The following is a 16312-nucleotide window of genomic DNA, read 5'->3' as shown; positions in this document are numbered from 1 at the left end:
CTGGTAATGGAAGTGTTAGCCAGAGTTGTAGCTAAGTCAATGGTTGGAAAAATTTATTCGTGCACAGCTTGATTTTGTAATCGGGTCCGATTTAATTGCAACCACTGCAGACAAATTAATGCAGCAGCGTTATTAAATGCTCCATCTAACAACACGGTAAAAACATCTTCCGCAGGAAATACGTGCACACGAATATCTTCTCCTTCTTCCGGTAATCCATACACACCGCCTGCTTGTTGTAGATCGCACAAGCCACAATATAAATGTAATTTTTCATTGCATCCGCCGGGGCTTGATAAGTAATTGCAGATATATTCCAGCGCATAAGGTTCAACATTCGCCTCTTCCATAAGCTCGCGCCGTGCAACCTCTTCCGGCGACTCACCTGGCTCAAGCATGCCGGCCACCACTTCATAACACCATGGGCCATTAGGCTCGTCCAAAGCGCCAACACGAAATTGTTCCACCATACCAATCAAATCGCGTACAGGATCGTAAAGCACAACTGCTACAGCCTCACCGCGTACAAACAGTTCGCGCCCAATTTCCTGCCCCCAACCACCATCAAATAATTTGTGTTTGAGAAATACTTTTTCAACACGAAAAAAACGTTTGTACATTTCTTCCCGGCGAATAATTTCAACATCCGCACGTGTGAATTGAGGCTTTTCGATCATGATAAATCCTGTTAAACGCCTCCCTTTTTCAAAGGGAGGCTGGGAAGAAAAATTACACCTTATGGTACAACTCGGCACCTTGCTCCATAAACTCTTTGGATTTTTGCTGCATTTCCGCTTCAACATCAATCATACGGACCAGCTGATCCTCATTAATGCCTTCTACATTAACACCTTGTTGCGCAGCATAATCGCGCACTTCCTGGGTAATTTTCATAGAGCAAAATTTCGGGCCGCACATAGAACAGAAATGCGCGACCTTGGCCGAATCTTTCGGTAAGGTTTCATCGTGATAAGCGCGTGCGGTATCTGGATCCAAACCCAAATTAAATTGATCTTCCCAACGGAATTCAAAACGCGCTTTGGATAACGCATTGTCACGCAGTTGTGCACCGGGATGGCCTTTTGCCAAATCTGCTGCGTGCGCTGCAATTTTGTAAGTGATGATTCCCTCTTTCACATCATCTTTGTTTGGCAGCCCCAAATGCTCTTTTGGAGTGACATAACACAGCATGGCACAGCCGTACCAACCAATCATGGCGGCACCAATACCCGAAGTAATGTGATCGTAACCGGGAGCGATATCGGTAGTCAGCGGCCCAAGGGTGTAGAAAGGTGCTTCGTCACACACTTCCAATTGTTTTTCCATATTTTCTTTGATCATATGCATAGGCACATGTCCTGGGCCTTCAATCATGCACTGTACGTCATGTTTCCAAGCGATTTTGGTTAACTCACCCAAGGTCTCCAATTCACCAAATTGCGCCTCGTCGTTTGCATCGGCAATTGAACCAGGGCGCAAACCATCACCCAATGAAAAGCTCACATCGTAAGCCTTCATGATTTCGCAAATGTCTTCAAAGTGAGTGTAGAGGAAATTTTCTTTGTGATGCGCAAGACACCACTTCGCCATAATAGAACCACCGCGCGACACAATGCCGGTTACACGCTTGGCAGTGAGCGGAACATAACGCAGTAATACACCTGCATGGATAGTAAAATAATCTACGCCTTGCTCTGCTTGTTCGATCAATGTATCGCGAAAAATTTCCCAAGTGAGATTTTCCGCAACGCCATTTACTTTTTCCAATGCTTGATAAATCGGCACAGTACCAATCGGCACATGAGAATTGCGAATAATCCATTCGCGCGTTTCATGGATATTTTTACCGGTAGATAAATCCATGACCGTATCAGCGCCCCAGCGCGCACCCCAGGTAAGTTTTTCCACTTCCTCTTCGATCGACGAACCCAAAGCAGAATTGCCGATATTGCCATTAATTTTCACTAAAAAATTGCGCCCGATAATCATCGGCTCCACTTCCGGGTGATTGATGTTCGCCGGAATGATCGCACGTCCGCGCGCCACTTCACTGCGCACAAATTCGGGCGTGATTTCATCCGGGATACTTGCACCAAAGCTCATACCCGGGTGCTGCTCCTTAAGTACACCTAACTCACGCGCTTGAGCCAACGCCATGTTTTCACGAATGGCGATGTATTCCATTTCAGGAGTGATAATGCCTTTTTTGGCGTAATGCATTTGCGATACATTCATCCCCGGTTTTGCGCGGCGCGGCTGGCGAGTCAAATTAAAACGCAAATGATCCAGGCTGTTGTCACTCAAACGTTGTTTGGTAAATTCGGAATGGCTGTCTTGCAAAATTTCAGTATCGTTGCGCTCTTCAATCCACGCGCTACGCACATCACCTAACCCCGTACGCAAATCGATAGTGGCATCAGGATCGGTATAAGGACCTGACGTATCATATACACGTACAGGTGGATTTTTTTCGCCACCAAAATCGGTGGGCGTATCAGCAAGGGTAATCTCACGCATGGGCACACGAATATCCGGACGTGAACCTTGCACATAGATTTTTCTTGAGCCAGTAAATGGCTGCACCGATGCTTTATCAACTTCAGCAGTTTGGCTAAGAATTTTTTCGACGCTGGTATTCATAGTAGAGCCCCTTGCCTAATAAAAAGAATAAAAATGATGTACAGGACCAGAACCCTGCCCTATGTGTAATTTTTCTGAATGCAGTAATGCATTGTGTAGATAGTGTTTTGCTTCATTTACCGCATCATGAAGCGATAATTTTTTTGCTAATCCTGCCGCAATTGCAGATGCCAGGGTACAACCTGTGCCGTGGGTATTTTTTGTATTTAAGCGCGGCATTGAAAATGCACTCACACCCGCAGCCGTCACCAATAAATCGGTCGCCTGTTCACTGTTAGTATGTCCACCTTTCATCAATACTGCGCGCGCACCCAAGGCGATAATTTTTTCGCCTTGTAGTTGCATTTGTTCAAGACTGGTTGCAACCGGTTCATTTAATAATACAGCCGCTTCATGCAAATTCGGCGTGACAACACTCGCCAAAGGAATCAGTTTTTCAATCAACGTATGGATTGCATCTTCGGCCAATAATCGATCACCGCTGGTGGCAACCATCACCGGATCCAGAACGAATGGGATGTGGGAGTAAGCACTCAGTGACTCCGCTACTGCAGCAATGATATCGGCCGTAGCCAACATGCCGCTTTTGATCGCACCAACCGATAAATCACTGAGCACTGATTGAATTTGTTGCTGGACAAATACCGGAGGCACAGGAAATACACCCTGCACTCCCAAAGTATTTTGGGCTGTAAGGGAGGCAATTACACTTGCACCAAACACCCCCAAGGCCGAAAACGTTTTTAAATCGGCCTGAATACCTGCACCGCCGCCGCTGTCACTACCAGCGATGGTTAATGCAATAGGTGTCGATATGCCAGGAGTATGAGCGGCAGTTTGAATAGGCGAATTCATTAGATTTCCGTTATTCATTAATCGGTAATGGCACGGAAAGGAGAGAAAAGACCACGCATGAAGACATGCTAAAACAGGAGGCTCTCGTTCCCTACGCCGGTACTAACCGGATCAGGTCGGCGGGTATATCTCAGCCAGTACATCGCACCAGCACCCCGACAAGAAAGTGGGCAGTCTATTCAAGTTGCAAGATCGAGTAAAGAAACCTTTTGGATTAAGGCTGATCATATTCACTGCATAAAAAAACGCCCGCGGGTTTACCTGCGGGCGTTTTGGATTAATACATCGTGTACTTATTCGGATTTTTCCTGGGATTTCAACAAGCCCAATTTACCCGCTAATAGCGCTGTTGTAGGTGCCTGAATCAGAATAGTCCCCAAGATAAAAATGAACGTAATTGCACCGACAACATCTATGCCGGGTACTTTCATACCCGCCAGAATCCCCACCAATGCTGCAGGGATAACACCGGTTTCCCGCGTCCAACTCATAAAAACCAATTCTTTCCAAGTCCACTTGGCACGACGATCAGGGCCTGCACACAACAATACGGTGACGGGTCGGGCGATAAAGATAAAGATAAATAGCAGTGCAAGACCAACGCCCAAGTATTCTTTTAACAAATGGAAATCGACCTGTGAACCCAGCAGGATAAAAATAAACATACGCATTAACAGCGCGGTATTACCAACATAATCTTCTAAATATTCATGTTCGTGGTGGTCCAATGGCAAGCTGAAAGACTCTTTGTTGCCAATCATTACCCCGCAGGTAAACACTGCCATAAAACCAGAAGCGCCCATACCATCAGCCAATAGGAATACCGTGATAACCGCCAAGATGATTACAAATGGGGTAACCTCGCGGAAAATACCGAAGGTGTTGTGCGCCATCAGAAACGCTGCGCTATACCCAACAACGGCCCCTAGCACCACCCCGGCACAAGCTTCATACGCCAATTCAGCCAAAGAATGGGTCAAACTAAACCCCTCGCCAGTTCCCATGACATATGCAACTACTGCAAAAGTCGCAATAGCACCCATGGCGTCATTAAGTGCTGATTCGCTCATTACAGTCTGGGATACCCGATCGCGAATCGGTACTTGTTTAAAGATTGGCACCAGTGTCGCGGGGTCCGTCGATGCGGTAAGTGCAGCCAAGACCAATGCAATTGCAAGTGGAATGCCCATCCATACACCGGCAACCGTCATGATTGCACCGGTGATCAACACGCCGATAGACGCAATGACCAGTAAGGTAATCCAGATTTCCTTCAGTACCGCAAAGCGCAAAGTCGCCCCGCCTTCAAACAGCAAATAACAAGCGCCAATGGTGAGGATTATCTGGTTCATGGTGGAATCAGCAGGTACGTGCAAAAGACCACCGATAGTTGGGCCAAGGCCGATACCGATTAATAGAAAGAGGACGATATCGGGTACTTTAATTTTCTTGGCAATTACCCCACCCAGTAACCCCGTGAAAATAATTACCCCGACATACATAAGGTCGAGCTTGGCTATCTCTAATGCAGACATGGCGACTCCAAATTAATAGTTAAAAAACGTAAATAAAGAATGCGCGCATGCTGACAGCAAACCAACACGACAATTATAAATTGTCTGTAAATTCCGGCCTTCATAAACACAAAAACCGGGTAAAAACCCGGTTTTTGTAAAGCCTGAACACACTGGTTAGCCGCTAGTTTGGGAATACCAAACTTGCCAGTGTTAACGCCACCGCATAACCGCAGGTATAGGCAATCAATACCAGAGGGGTGTAGCGCAAGAAGGCACCGAAAGTCAGCCCTTTCACTTTGCTCATGGCAATAATCCCTGCTGCAGAACCAATTGCCAACAACGAGCCACCTACACCTACACTGTAGGTTAAAGCCAACCATTCGGCTGTTGGTAAAACCGGCTCAGACTTCAGCAATGCAGCCGTCAGGGGTACGTTATCGATCAGTGCAGAGAAAAGTCCCATCAAATAGTTCGCGTATTGCGGTGCAATTTGTGCGTAGAAATTGGTCAATAAATCCAATGTACCGATTTCTTTCAACATGCCCACCAACAACAAAATACCGAGGAAGAACAACAGGGTTTCGTATTCGATCTGACGGACATACTCAAGAATTTGGGTTTCTTCCGGATCCAGATTCATGAAATGGCCTATAAAGAACATGATCGACAAACCCACCAAGAATGTCAGCACCGGTGGTACACCAAAGAAAAAATTGAACAACATCGTGCACGCGATAGTACTGAAAAACGTCCCTACAATCGCCCAATCCATACCTGTGAAAGTGCGAGCATTCTTTTCAGTAGTCACTTGTCCCGACACTCCAGGGAACATCAATGCAGCCAAAACCATTACACCCACGATAGCCGGAACCCATAACAATAAAAGTTGCGGCATAGTCACATGGCCAGACAAGAAGATCATCAGTGTGGTGACATCGCCCGTGATCAGCGCAACACCACCGGAGTTCACAGCGAACACCACCAAAACAGCCAGCTTGATACGGGTTTTCTGCTCAACATCAAACGCATGCACCAGCCCAAGCGTAACCAAGGTCGCCGTAACGTTATCGCAAATCATTGATAGCGTCATCGCAAACAAAGCCACCAAAATCATCAGACTACGAGTACTCATTTGCGCCGGGCACAAACGCTGGACAACGGACTGAACAATTCCTTTGGCATTCAGATAAGCAACGAATGTCATGGTTGCCATCAAGAACAACCAGAGCGTCGCGATCTCCAACAGATTGTGATCTAACTTGTCCAGCATCACGTCTTGTTGTTCATGCCCACCGGAAAACATAAACATGACAAGCCAGGAAAGGCTGCCAAAGAACAGCGTGGTTTTCGCTTTGTTGATATGAATAACTTCTTCGAAGACCACCCCCAGCAGCGCGAGCACTGCAAAGATGATCAGGACAACTTCCAGGGACATCGACATATAAGACCTTTTATATAAAGTTAAAGAAATCCTGCGGGAAGGAGCACCTGCGACTGAGCGCCAGCGATAAATAAACCCGTCTTGAATTAGGCGCGCATGATAGAAGTTGCATTTTGATGAAGCAATCAAACAAATGCAGGATAGGCTAAAAAATCAACAGTTTTTGCAAAACTACCAATATCAGGACTTACTTCCAACCAAACTCACACGACAAGTACCCATAAGTGCACAATGACCAAAAGCAGCTGTTACAGTCACTGACATTTTTTTGCAGGATGAATCTATAAGATGGACACGCGCGTCTAAAGCTGTGTGGGCAGATATGATGCGGATGTATATAAGGATCTAGAAAGGTAAATATGCGGCTGAGCTTACATTTGTAACTTCACGCAAACCCGGGTGCGTTTTACCCTTTTTAACCAGTGAACCTCCGCGCACTTCTCGACCCCATCGCAGCAAGCGGCTACACTCCACGCACACTGCTATTTAATAAGGCCCTCGCGGCCATAAACATCAGGCGCTCATCTGCCGGATGTTGAACTGGAATTCTCAACTCTGGACTTTGGAAACCTTTTATGAAAAAGACCAAGCTTTACTTGCTCATCAGCCTTTTTTCTCTGGCACCGTTAACTGCCAGCGCCAACAGCCTGTTGGACGTTTATGAACTTGCTTTGCAAAACGACTCCCAACTAAAAGCAGACAAAGCCAAATATGAAGCAGGATTGCAAAACAAAACCATCGGTCGCTCTGGCCTGCTTCCGCAAATTAACGCTAAAGCGCAATACGGTAACACCGACGAGGATTCGGTAAATCGTCTTAACAACACGACAGCAAAGACCGACATCGACTCCACTGGTTGGGATGTCACTTTAAATCAGCCGCTATTTGATATGTCTGCCTGGTATGTGTACAAACAGGGAAGCAAATTAAGCGAGCAAGCAGAAGCACAATTCGGTGCTGACCAGCAAAGCCTGATTGTTCGTACCGCAGAAGCCTACTTCAATGTGCTGCGCTCGATTGAAACATTGGAAGCTACCATTGCGGAAGAAAAAGCATTGGCAAAACAACTCGAACAAACCAAACAACGCTTCGAAGTGGGCTTGACGGCAATCACCGAAGTCCATGAAGCTCAAGCCGCGTTTGACAGCGCCAGAGCCTCAACACTGGAAGCGCGGGGTAATCTGGGTATCAATTATGAGGCCCTTGAAGTATTGACCGGCAAGCCGGAAGACAAAGTTGCCCCTTTGTCAGCCAAATTTCCGGTTGTCACACCAACACCCGCCAATCGCGCAGAGTGGGTAGAGTTCTCGCTCAAAAACAATTACAACCTGAAAGCCTCCAAGCTACAGGCTGATGCATCCTTGCAAAACGCCAAAGCTAACCGCTCAAACCATTTGCCAACCCTTGGGGCCTCCCTGGGTTATTCTGATTATGATTCGGATGGCGTCCGCACCGGCATTCCACAAGACGGGAGCACCGATGGCACTTCTGTCAACTTGCGCCTGGACGTGCCGATATTCAGCGGCGGCGCAACAACGGGGCGCAGCCGTCAAGCATACGCACAATACAATCAAGCGCAGGAGCAATATAACAGCACGCAACGTAGCGTAATCCAAAATACCCGTGCGTTGCATTTGTCTGTTGAAACTGACGTTGCCGCAGTACAAGCACGCAAGCAGGCAATTATTTCCAACCAGTCCGCATTGGAAGCAACGCAATCGGGCTATGAGGTGGGTACACGCAACCTGGTTGAAGTGTTACTCGCACAGCGCAACCTTTATCAAGCGCGCCGCGATTATTCCAACGCGCTTTATGACTACGTGATTGACACTATCAAATTGCGTGAAGTCGCTGGCATGTTGACACCCGCTGATGTGCAGGAAATCGACAAGTGGTTGCTCGACGATTCTTTAGTGAGCCGTAGCCAATACGAAAACTAAACATCGCTTAACACGATAGAAAAAACAAAAATGCCGGGCAATTAACCCGGCATTTTTGTTTTTGAATCCCAATAATATTTACTGCAAATAGCGTTCAATCACTGCAAGCGTTTTATCCAGCGCACCGCGATTTTCCTGTGCTACGCGCAATGCATTTTCACCGCGATTATTTCGCAGGGCGGCATCTTGCATTAGAGCCATCACGGCGTGCGCCAATTCATTTGCATTGCCTGTTATTTGCAGCGCATCGGCCTGAATCATCAACTGGGATACCTCTGCAAAATTAAAGACATGCTCACCGCTTAGCAAAGGTAATCCCCATGCAGCTGGCTCGATAAAATTGTGCCCGCCATTGGGAACTAAACTACCACCTACAAACGCAATATCACTCGCACCAAACAGCAGGAGTAACTCGCCCATGGTATCGCCCAACAAAATGTCCATATCTGCTGTAAATACGCCACTGCTGCGGCGAACTGTGTTAAAACCGCGACTAGTGCAAAGCTGACCCACTCGCGTAAACCGCTCGGGATGCCGCGGAACCAAAATCAATAACGGAGGAACAAGTAATGTTTTTTCACCTGATTGGGCTTTGTGTTCACGCAGCTGGGCAAAGGCATCAAGGATAATTTCATCTTCACCTTGGTGAGTACTAGCTGCAATCCAAATCAACCGTTGGCCGTTATTTGAAAGCGAGGATTTCAATAATTGCGCTTGGTTTTTTAATTCATCACTCAACGTTAAATCGAATTTAATATTACCTGTCACCACAATATTGGATTGCGGCAAGCCCAATTCAATAAAACGTTGCGCATCGATGTGATTTTGAATCAACGCAGTAGAAATATGTTGCAGCATGGGAGCGGTTAACTGAGAAAGACGGTCATAACCCCGCGCCGACCTCGCAGACAGGCGTCCATTAATCAGCAACGCCGGAATGTTACGTTTGGCACACGCCGCCAAGGTATTTGGCCAGAGTTCGGTTTCCATTACTAAATACACTGAAGGATTGATGCGACACAAGAAACGTGCAACAACATCAGGTAAATCATAAGGCGCATACACGTGGAAAACTGAATCACCCAAGACCGAACGCACACGCTCGGAACCGGTGGGCGTTGTTGTGGTAATCACTAATTGAATCGCAGGATTGGATTGCAAACGGCGGATCATCGGCAATGCTGCCAAAAATTCCCCTACCGATACTGTGTGTAACCAGATTATTTTTTTAGAGGTGGCCAGCGCGGGGAAGAATGCAAAACGCTCGGCCCAACGCCGGGCATAAGCCGGCGCAGAAACCGAACGCCACAGTAAGCGCAACAAAATAACGGGAAGCAGACAATAAAAAACAACCGTGTATAGAAAACGCATCATCAGTGCGCAGCCGGAGTCAGTTGTACGCGCGCCGGGCTACCCAGTTTTATATCCCCACGTACGCGATATCCTGGAACTGCATCGCGCATTTTTTGGTAAATCCAACGCCCTTCCACATCGGTCCGGGCAATAATAATTGCCAAACTATTGCTGGCTTTGAGCTTATTAGCGATTTCGGCGAGCTTGGCAAGTATGCGCGGATCATCCTTGCCTAACAAACTGGCATCCAACAAAAAATCATTCGCACCACCACGATAAGGCTCTACCGGAGGAGCCGCCTTGATTTGCTCAGTCAGCGCGCTGGACACTTCTTTAATCAATAAATTCGACGGATCAACAATACGCGCGTTATTCAGCATAGTAGTCGCTTGCGAATAATTTCCTCGCGCTGCAGCCTGACGGGCCAAATCCACATAGCGCATGACAATACCTTGCAAACCACCTTTCGCCCGTTGATTGTTCGGATCCAATTTGAGCGCCGCCCGAAAGTAATCATAGGCATTGTCATTTTTCGGTGTCAGCAACTGATCTTGCGATAGCGTGTATTCACCGTTGAGGATCAACATCTTCACAACCTGCTGTTCTTTGGTAGTCACCTGAGGCTTCTGCACCACCGGAGCGGGAGCAGGTGCCGGTGCTTTTTTCTGATTCATCCAAAATGGTGTTTGGCAGCCGCTCAAGCTAAACGCCATCACCATCAATAATCCAAGGCGACCAACAACCGTCAACATAGTGGCAACTCTCTTCTCTTAAATAAGCAACAAGATATATTCAGGAACTGATTGTGTTTGACAGTAAACACTGCAGGTAAAAAAAGATAAATTCACAGATCAAGGGAATGATAGGCATTGCCCAGTGTCCATAGGCCGCGTATGTTACTGTAACTCAGTCGCGCCGACATCCCGGCCTTATCAATTAGACCCAGAAAAATCATGATACTTTCACACCTTTTTTCACGCCTTTTTTTGCTGCTTCCTGCCGGTTTGCTAGCCATCAGTCTTTCCATAAACGCAGCAGATGACCCTTTTGCCCCTAAGAACCAGAGTTTTAACCAATCGCCTTCCACGCTGAGCAACCAACTGGTCGCCCAGGACGAATTTTTACCTGTCGGACAAGCGTTCATTCCGAGCTACACCATCGAAAACGGAAAGCTTTTACTGCATTGGTCTATTGCAGAGGCTTACTACCTCTATGAGGAGCGCTTCAAGTTCAAAACAGATCAGGAGATTGCGCTCACACCTGTATATACCCCCGGGAAAATGAAGTATGACGAGCTGTTCGAACGTGAGACCATGGTGCACTACCACGGAGTGACCGTTAGTTTTGACTTGGATACTATCGCCACCCCTTTTGCCTTGAATATCGAATATCAGGGCTGTGCCGATGCCGGCCTTTGCTATCCTCCGCAGAAAAAAACACTCTCAGTAGATCCCACTAATGCATTGGTAATGGAGCAAACGGCCGCATCTCCAGCAACCGGGTCGCCAGCCGTCGCGCCTCCAACCACAACACCTTCTGCAAACATGCCTGAGCCAGAAGCCGGGTCTGGCTGGATTGTACAGGCCATGATTCTGGCGATGCTGGGAGGGATTATCCTGAATTTAATGCCCTGTGTATTTCCAGTGCTGTCTATTAAAGTGATGAGCCTGGCTGCAGCTGACCGAAAGCGACTGGCGATCCATGGCTGGGCTTATACAGCAGGCATTGTGCTCTGTTTTGTAGGGTTTGCGATTGCGTTATTGCTTGCCCGCAAAGGAGGTGAAGCTATCGGCTGGGGCTTCCAGCTGCAGTCGCCGGAATTGATCGCCGCGCTCGCCTATTTGTTTTTTGTGATGGGACTGAGCATGTCAGGAGTCATTAATATCGGCACCAGTCTAATGGGTGCCGGACAAAACTTGACCCAAAAATCAGGTCTTGGCGGCTCCTTCTTTACCGGAGTTCTCGCCGCAGTTGTCGCAAGCCCCTGCACCGCACCGTTTATGGGAGCCGCTTTGGGCTTTGCGCTTACCCAACCTGCAATCTTATGCATCGCCGTCTTTGCGGCACTGGGTTTCGGCATGGCTCTGCCCTTGCTGCTACTCTGCTATTTACCTGCATTAGCCACCCGGCTCCCGAAACCCGGGGTATGGATGGATAATCTCAAGCAATTTTTGGCCTTTCCGCTGTACTTGAGCGCCATCTGGTTATTGTGGGTTTTTGGCCGCCAGACAAGCGTCAGCGGCATGGCCGCACTCTGTGTAGGGGCGGTCGCAATTGCGTTCGGCTGCTGGTTACTGGCACGCTCCACCACTGGTATTTGGCAATCAATCCGCCGTTTGGGTATTGCAACTAGCTGGATATTGGCAGTTGTTCTGGTTTGGCAGAGCTCAAATAGCAATCAAGGCACACTCGCAACTGATCGCTGGCAATCTTATTCGCCCGAATCAGTCGCCCAAGCGCGTGCAGACGGCCGCCCGGTATTCATCAATCTTACTGCAGATTGGTGCCTTACCTGCCTGGCCAATGAACGCATCGCACTGCACACCGATGCCGCCGAGCAACTATTTGACGCGCTCAATGTGGCAACATTTAAAGGCGATTGGACAAATACCGACCCGAAAATCACCGAACTTTTGCAAGAATATGGTCGCAGCGGTGTTCCTTTATATCTGTGGTTTCCCGCTGGAAGCAATGAAAGAGCCGCTGTTTTACCCCAATTACTGACACCGGAAATACTGGCAAACGCAATGCAGGGCGAAATAAAATAGCATTTCGACGATTTTTGCAGAAGATGATTCATTTTTGATGCTTTTTATCTCAAGTTCCCCCATCTTGCTGCCAACATGAGGGCAAGATGTCGGGATAATCGAACAAAACAGCTATTTCCGTGCCTATTTTTACAACCCTAACGACTAACTTCTGCAATCTTGCAGGCATTTTCTGTCATATTAATAAAATTTCGCCGTTATCGTGGACAGACCTACATTTTTGCGGCAAACTCCCCACACTTTGAAATCCCCGGCAAGCTGAACCAGGCATTTCCCCGCCAGTCACAGCATAAAACCAGAAAATCACCGCAGGATTAGTGTTAATGGCAACCATTTTGGTACTTCATGGCCCCAACCTGAATCTTCTTGGGTTGCGCGAACCAGGCATCTATGGCGCTACCACCCTCGAAGACATCAACCGCAATTTGGCTCAAACCGCGCAAGCAGCAGGCCATCATTTGCAAACCCTGCAAAGCAACGCTGAATACGAACTAATTGACCGTATCCATGATGCGCGCAAAGAAGGGGTCGACTTCATTATCATCAACCCTGCCGCTTTTACACACACCAGTGTCGCACTGCGCGATGCCCTGCTGGGTGTGGACATTCCTTTTATCGAAGTACACCTGTCAAACGTCCACAAGCGTGAGGCGTTTCGCCATCACTCTTATTTTTCAGATGTTGCCCAAGGCGTCATCTGCGGTTTTGGTGCCACCAGTTATGACCTGGCATTACAAGCTGCATTCAAATTAGTTAAGTAGTTTTCATTCATGTGGCCAATGCGGCCATCACCAACCACCACATACCTTGCTGCAGAGAGGACTTTATGGATATTCGCAAAATTAAAAAACTGATCGAGCTGTTGGAAGAATCCAACATCGGCGAACTGGAAATCAAAGAAGGCGAAGAATCTGTTCGTATTGCACGCAATAGCGGCACCACTCAATACTTCAACGCACCAGCACCTGCTTTTGCAGCACCCGCTGCACCTGCCGCTCCAATGGCTGCACCTGCCGCCACCCCAGCTGCAGCTCCCGCTGCCGCACCTGTTGTGTCTGGCCACGTAGTGAAATCACCTATGGTTGGCACCTTCTACCGCTCACCAAGCCCAGGCTCACCTTCATTTATTGAAGTTGGCAAACACGTTAAGGTTGGTGACGTTATTTGTATCATCGAAGCCATGAAAATGATGAACCAGATCGAAGCCGACAAAGCTGGTGTTATCGAGGCGATTCTGGTTGAAGATGGTAACCCTGTTGAATTCGATCAGCCTTTAGTGACCATTGCTTAATCAACTATTGCGGTTGTCGCAGCGACAATCCAATCACTAATCGCTGAGGAACAGAGTTATGTTCGATAAAATTTTGATCGCCAACCGTGGCGAAATCGCGTTGCGCGTATTGCGCGCCTGTAAGGAGCTGGGCATCAAGACTGTTGCCGTGCACTCACAGATTGACCGCGATTTGAAACACGTACGTCTGGCGGATGAGTCCGTTTGTATCGGCCCTAATCCATCACCCAAAAGCTACCTGAATGTACCGGCCATTATCGCCGCCATGGAAATTACCGATGCCGAAGCCGTTCACCCGGGTTACGGTTTTCTTGCTGAAAATGCTGATTTTGCTGAGCGAGTGCAAAAAAGTGGCTTTACTTTCATCGGCCCGGATCCTGACGTTATCCGCATGATGGGAGACAAGGTAGAAGCAATCAAAGCAATGAAAAAAGCGGGAGTTCCTACCGTTCCAGGCTCCGATGGTCCACTGCCGGATGATCCGGAAGAATGCCTGAAAATCGCCAAGCGTATCGGCTATCCGATTATCATCAAGGCCGCGGCAGGCGGCGGCGGTCGCGGTATGCGCGTAGTGCACACCGAAGCTGCATTGATCAACTCTATCCATGTAACCCAAGGCGAAGCCAAAGCGGCATTTGGTGATGGCACTGTATACATGGAAAAATTTCTGCAGAACCCACGTCACGTAGAAGTGCAAATCCTTTCTGACGGCCAGGGCAATGCAATCCATTTGGGTGACCGCGACTGCTCCTTGCAACGCCGCCACCAAAAAGTATTGGAAGAAGCGCCGGCCCCCGGGATTCCTCAGGAAGTTCGCGAGCAAACCTATGCTGCCTGTGTAAAAGCGTGTATCGATATCAAATACAAAGGCGCGGGCACTTTTGAGTTTTTGTACGAAGATGGCCGTTTCTATTTTATCGAGATGAACACCCGTATCCAGGTTGAGCATCCGGTGTCTGAAATGGTGACCGGTATCGACTTGATCAAAGAGCAAATCCGCGTCTGCTCAGGCCTGCCTCTATCGATCAAACAATCCGATGTCATTATTCGCGGCCATTCATTTGAATGCCGGATTAACGCTGAAGACCCAAAAACCTTTATGCCCTGCCCCGGCTTGGTAAAAGGCTTCCACGCTCCCGGCGGTTTGGGTGTGCGTGTAGATTCACACCTGTATAACGGCTATACAGTGCCGCCAAACTACGACTCAATGATCGCTAAAATCATCACCTACGGTGATACGCGCGAAATTGCCTTGAACCGTATGCGCAATGCACTGGATGAAACCATTGTGGATGGCATTCGCACCAACATTCCATTGCAACAGATGTTGGTACGCGACACCGAATTCCGCAAAGGTGGCGTGAACATCCATTATCTGGAAAAGAAACTGGCCGAATAAAATGTGCCAGTGGACCGAAAGGGCGCGATTGATCGCGCCCTTTTTGCTTTAATCTGCATCACATTAAATCCAATATTTCTTTTATTAACAGCAGAGTTCCTATGCCTTGGCTGCAATTGAAAATCATCACTCCACGCCGTTACGTCAGCTCGCTTGAAGACTCTTTGCTCGCCTGCGGTGCTGCATCAGTAACACTGCAAGACAATGCCGATCAACCCATCCTTGAGCCAGGATTGGGAGAAACCCCGCTATGGGACAGTGTAAAAATGACCGGTTTGTTTGATGCAGAAATCGACACTGCAAACACTATCGCACTCGCCGAACGCCGTTTCGGCAACCCACTGCCTGAACACTCCTGGGAACAACTGGAAGATAAGGATTGGGAGCGGGAATGGATGAGTAACTACCACGCTATCCGCTGTGGAGAGCGCCTGTGGATTTGCCCAAGCTGGCAAACACCGCCTGAACCAGACAAAGTGAACCTGATGCTTGACCCTGGCCTTGCCTTTGGCACCGGCACTCACCCCACCACTTTCTTATGTATGCAGTGGATCGACCAGCAGGACTTCACCGGCAAAACGGTTATCGACTATGGGTGCGGTTCGGGAATCCTCGGCATAGCAACGCTTTTGTTAGGTGCAAAACAAGTGATCGGTGTCGATATAGACCCACAGGCGCTGCTCGCCACCACCGAAAATGCCAAACGCAACAATTTGCCTGCCGATGCCATGCCTGTATATCTGCCGCCGGACTGCCCAAATCCTCAAGTCGATGTCATGCTTGCGAATATCCTTGCAGGCCCATTGGCTGAGCTGGCCCCATCACTCAGTGCTATGACCAAAAAAGGCGGGAAATTGTGCCTGTCAGGGATACTTTCCGTTCAAGCCAAAACTGTCATGGCGGCCTATGAACCCTGGTTTATATTCGACCCGATTGCAGAGCATGAGGAGTGGGTAAGATTAACAGCTACAAAAGTCAATTAAGAAAGTGAGCCAGTTGGCATTGCCGATGCGGAGCCTAAATCCGCATTGTCGCTGGAATTTACCCTGAGCTTCCCGCTGGTTACACTGCAACACATTGAGCTGCAAACCTTAAACTGTAAAATACT

The 16312-nt window shown here is 48.2% G+C and carries 13 protein-coding genes and 1 riboswitch; of the genes, 6 read left to right on the top strand and 7 right to left on the bottom strand.

The genetic code is table 11. The features are described 5' to 3' along the window. Positions 1-53: 53 nt before the first annotated feature. From B2739_RS13805 to nhaD, 5 genes are all read right to left on the bottom strand, one after another. Complete coding sequence (locus tag B2739_RS13805) at positions 54-677, bottom strand: NUDIX domain-containing protein (RefSeq protein WP_331346432.1); 624 nt, start codon at positions 675-677, stop codon at positions 54-56. A gap of 52 nt (positions 678-729) precedes the next feature. Beyond that, positions 730-2640 carry a phosphomethylpyrimidine synthase ThiC gene (thiC, locus tag B2739_RS13800; protein ID WP_331346431.1) on the bottom strand — a complete coding sequence of 637 codons (1911 nt, stop codon included), beginning with the start codon at positions 2638-2640 and terminating at the stop codon, positions 730-732. A gap of 15 nt (positions 2641-2655) precedes the next feature. Continuing rightward, positions 2656-3495 carry a bifunctional hydroxymethylpyrimidine kinase/phosphomethylpyrimidine kinase gene (thiD, locus tag B2739_RS13795; protein ID WP_331346430.1) on the bottom strand — a complete coding sequence of 280 codons (840 nt, stop codon included), beginning with the start codon at positions 3493-3495 and terminating at the stop codon, positions 2656-2658. A 71-nt stretch (positions 3496-3566) separates the two neighbouring features. Then, positions 3567-3663: riboswitch (TPP riboswitch) on the bottom strand. A 125-nt stretch (positions 3664-3788) separates the two neighbouring features. Further along, positions 3789-5030, bottom strand: a complete 1242-nt coding sequence (locus tag B2739_RS13790) for a sodium:proton antiporter (protein WP_331346429.1) — start codon at positions 5028-5030, stop codon at positions 3789-3791. Between the two features lie 163 nt (positions 5031-5193). After that, positions 5194-6453 carry a sodium:proton antiporter NhaD gene (nhaD, locus tag B2739_RS13785; protein ID WP_331346428.1) on the bottom strand — a complete coding sequence of 420 codons (1260 nt, stop codon included), beginning with the start codon at positions 6451-6453 and terminating at the stop codon, positions 5194-5196. Positions 6454-7028: 575 nt separating this feature from the next. Here nhaD and B2739_RS13780 point away from each other — a divergent pair. Continuing rightward, entirely contained in the window at positions 7029-8393 is a 1365-nt protein-coding gene (locus B2739_RS13780; protein ID WP_331346427.1) for a TolC family outer membrane protein, read from the top strand. 78 nt (positions 8394-8471) lie between these two features. Here B2739_RS13780 and waaA read toward each other — a convergent pair whose 3' ends face one another. Continuing rightward, positions 8472-9767: a lipid IV(A) 3-deoxy-D-manno-octulosonic acid transferase gene (gene waaA, locus B2739_RS13775; RefSeq protein ID WP_331346426.1), complete on the bottom strand. Its 1296-nt coding sequence runs from the start codon at positions 9765-9767 to the stop codon at positions 8472-8474. Next, positions 9767-10498 (bottom strand): hypothetical protein, encoded by a 732-nt coding sequence (locus tag B2739_RS13770; RefSeq protein WP_331346425.1) that lies wholly within the window; start codon positions 10496-10498, stop codon positions 9767-9769. The genes waaA and B2739_RS13770 overlap by 1 nt, the downstream gene beginning before the upstream one ends. A gap of 201 nt (positions 10499-10699) precedes the next feature. On the opposite strand from B2739_RS13770, the gene B2739_RS13765 reads away from it, so the two are divergent. The 5 genes from B2739_RS13765 to prmA all read left to right on the top strand — a co-directional run bounded on the left by B2739_RS13765 (position 10700) and on the right by prmA (position 16187). Continuing rightward, positions 10700-12514: a protein-disulfide reductase DsbD gene (locus B2739_RS13765; RefSeq protein WP_331346424.1), complete on the top strand. Its 1815-nt coding sequence runs from the start codon at positions 10700-10702 to the stop codon at positions 12512-12514. Positions 12515-12837: 323 nt separating this feature from the next. Beyond that, positions 12838-13275, top strand: coding sequence for a type II 3-dehydroquinate dehydratase (aroQ, locus tag B2739_RS13760; RefSeq protein ID WP_049630272.1), 438 nt, complete (start codon positions 12838-12840; stop codon positions 13273-13275). 65 nt (positions 13276-13340) lie between these two features. Beyond that, entirely contained in the window at positions 13341-13805 is a 465-nt protein-coding gene (gene accB, locus B2739_RS13755) for an acetyl-CoA carboxylase biotin carboxyl carrier protein (RefSeq protein ID WP_331346423.1), read from the top strand. A gap of 58 nt (positions 13806-13863) precedes the next feature. Further along, a complete protein-coding gene (gene accC, locus B2739_RS13750; protein ID WP_331346422.1) occupies positions 13864-15204 on the top strand; it encodes an acetyl-CoA carboxylase biotin carboxylase subunit in 1341 nt (446 codons plus the stop codon). Between the two features lie 101 nt (positions 15205-15305). Then, positions 15306-16187 carry a 50S ribosomal protein L11 methyltransferase gene (gene prmA, locus B2739_RS13745; RefSeq protein WP_331346421.1) on the top strand — a complete coding sequence of 294 codons (882 nt, stop codon included), beginning with the start codon at positions 15306-15308 and terminating at the stop codon, positions 16185-16187. The last annotated feature ends 125 nt before the right edge of the window (positions 16188-16312 follow it).

It is taken from the genome of Cellvibrio sp. UBA7661 (assembly GCA_002483365.1).
Classification (GTDB): Bacteria; Pseudomonadota; Gammaproteobacteria; order Pseudomonadales; family Cellvibrionaceae; genus Cellvibrio.
The sequence above is the reverse complement of the archived record's forward strand: the minus strand, read 5'-3'. Positions and strand labels throughout refer to the sequence as shown.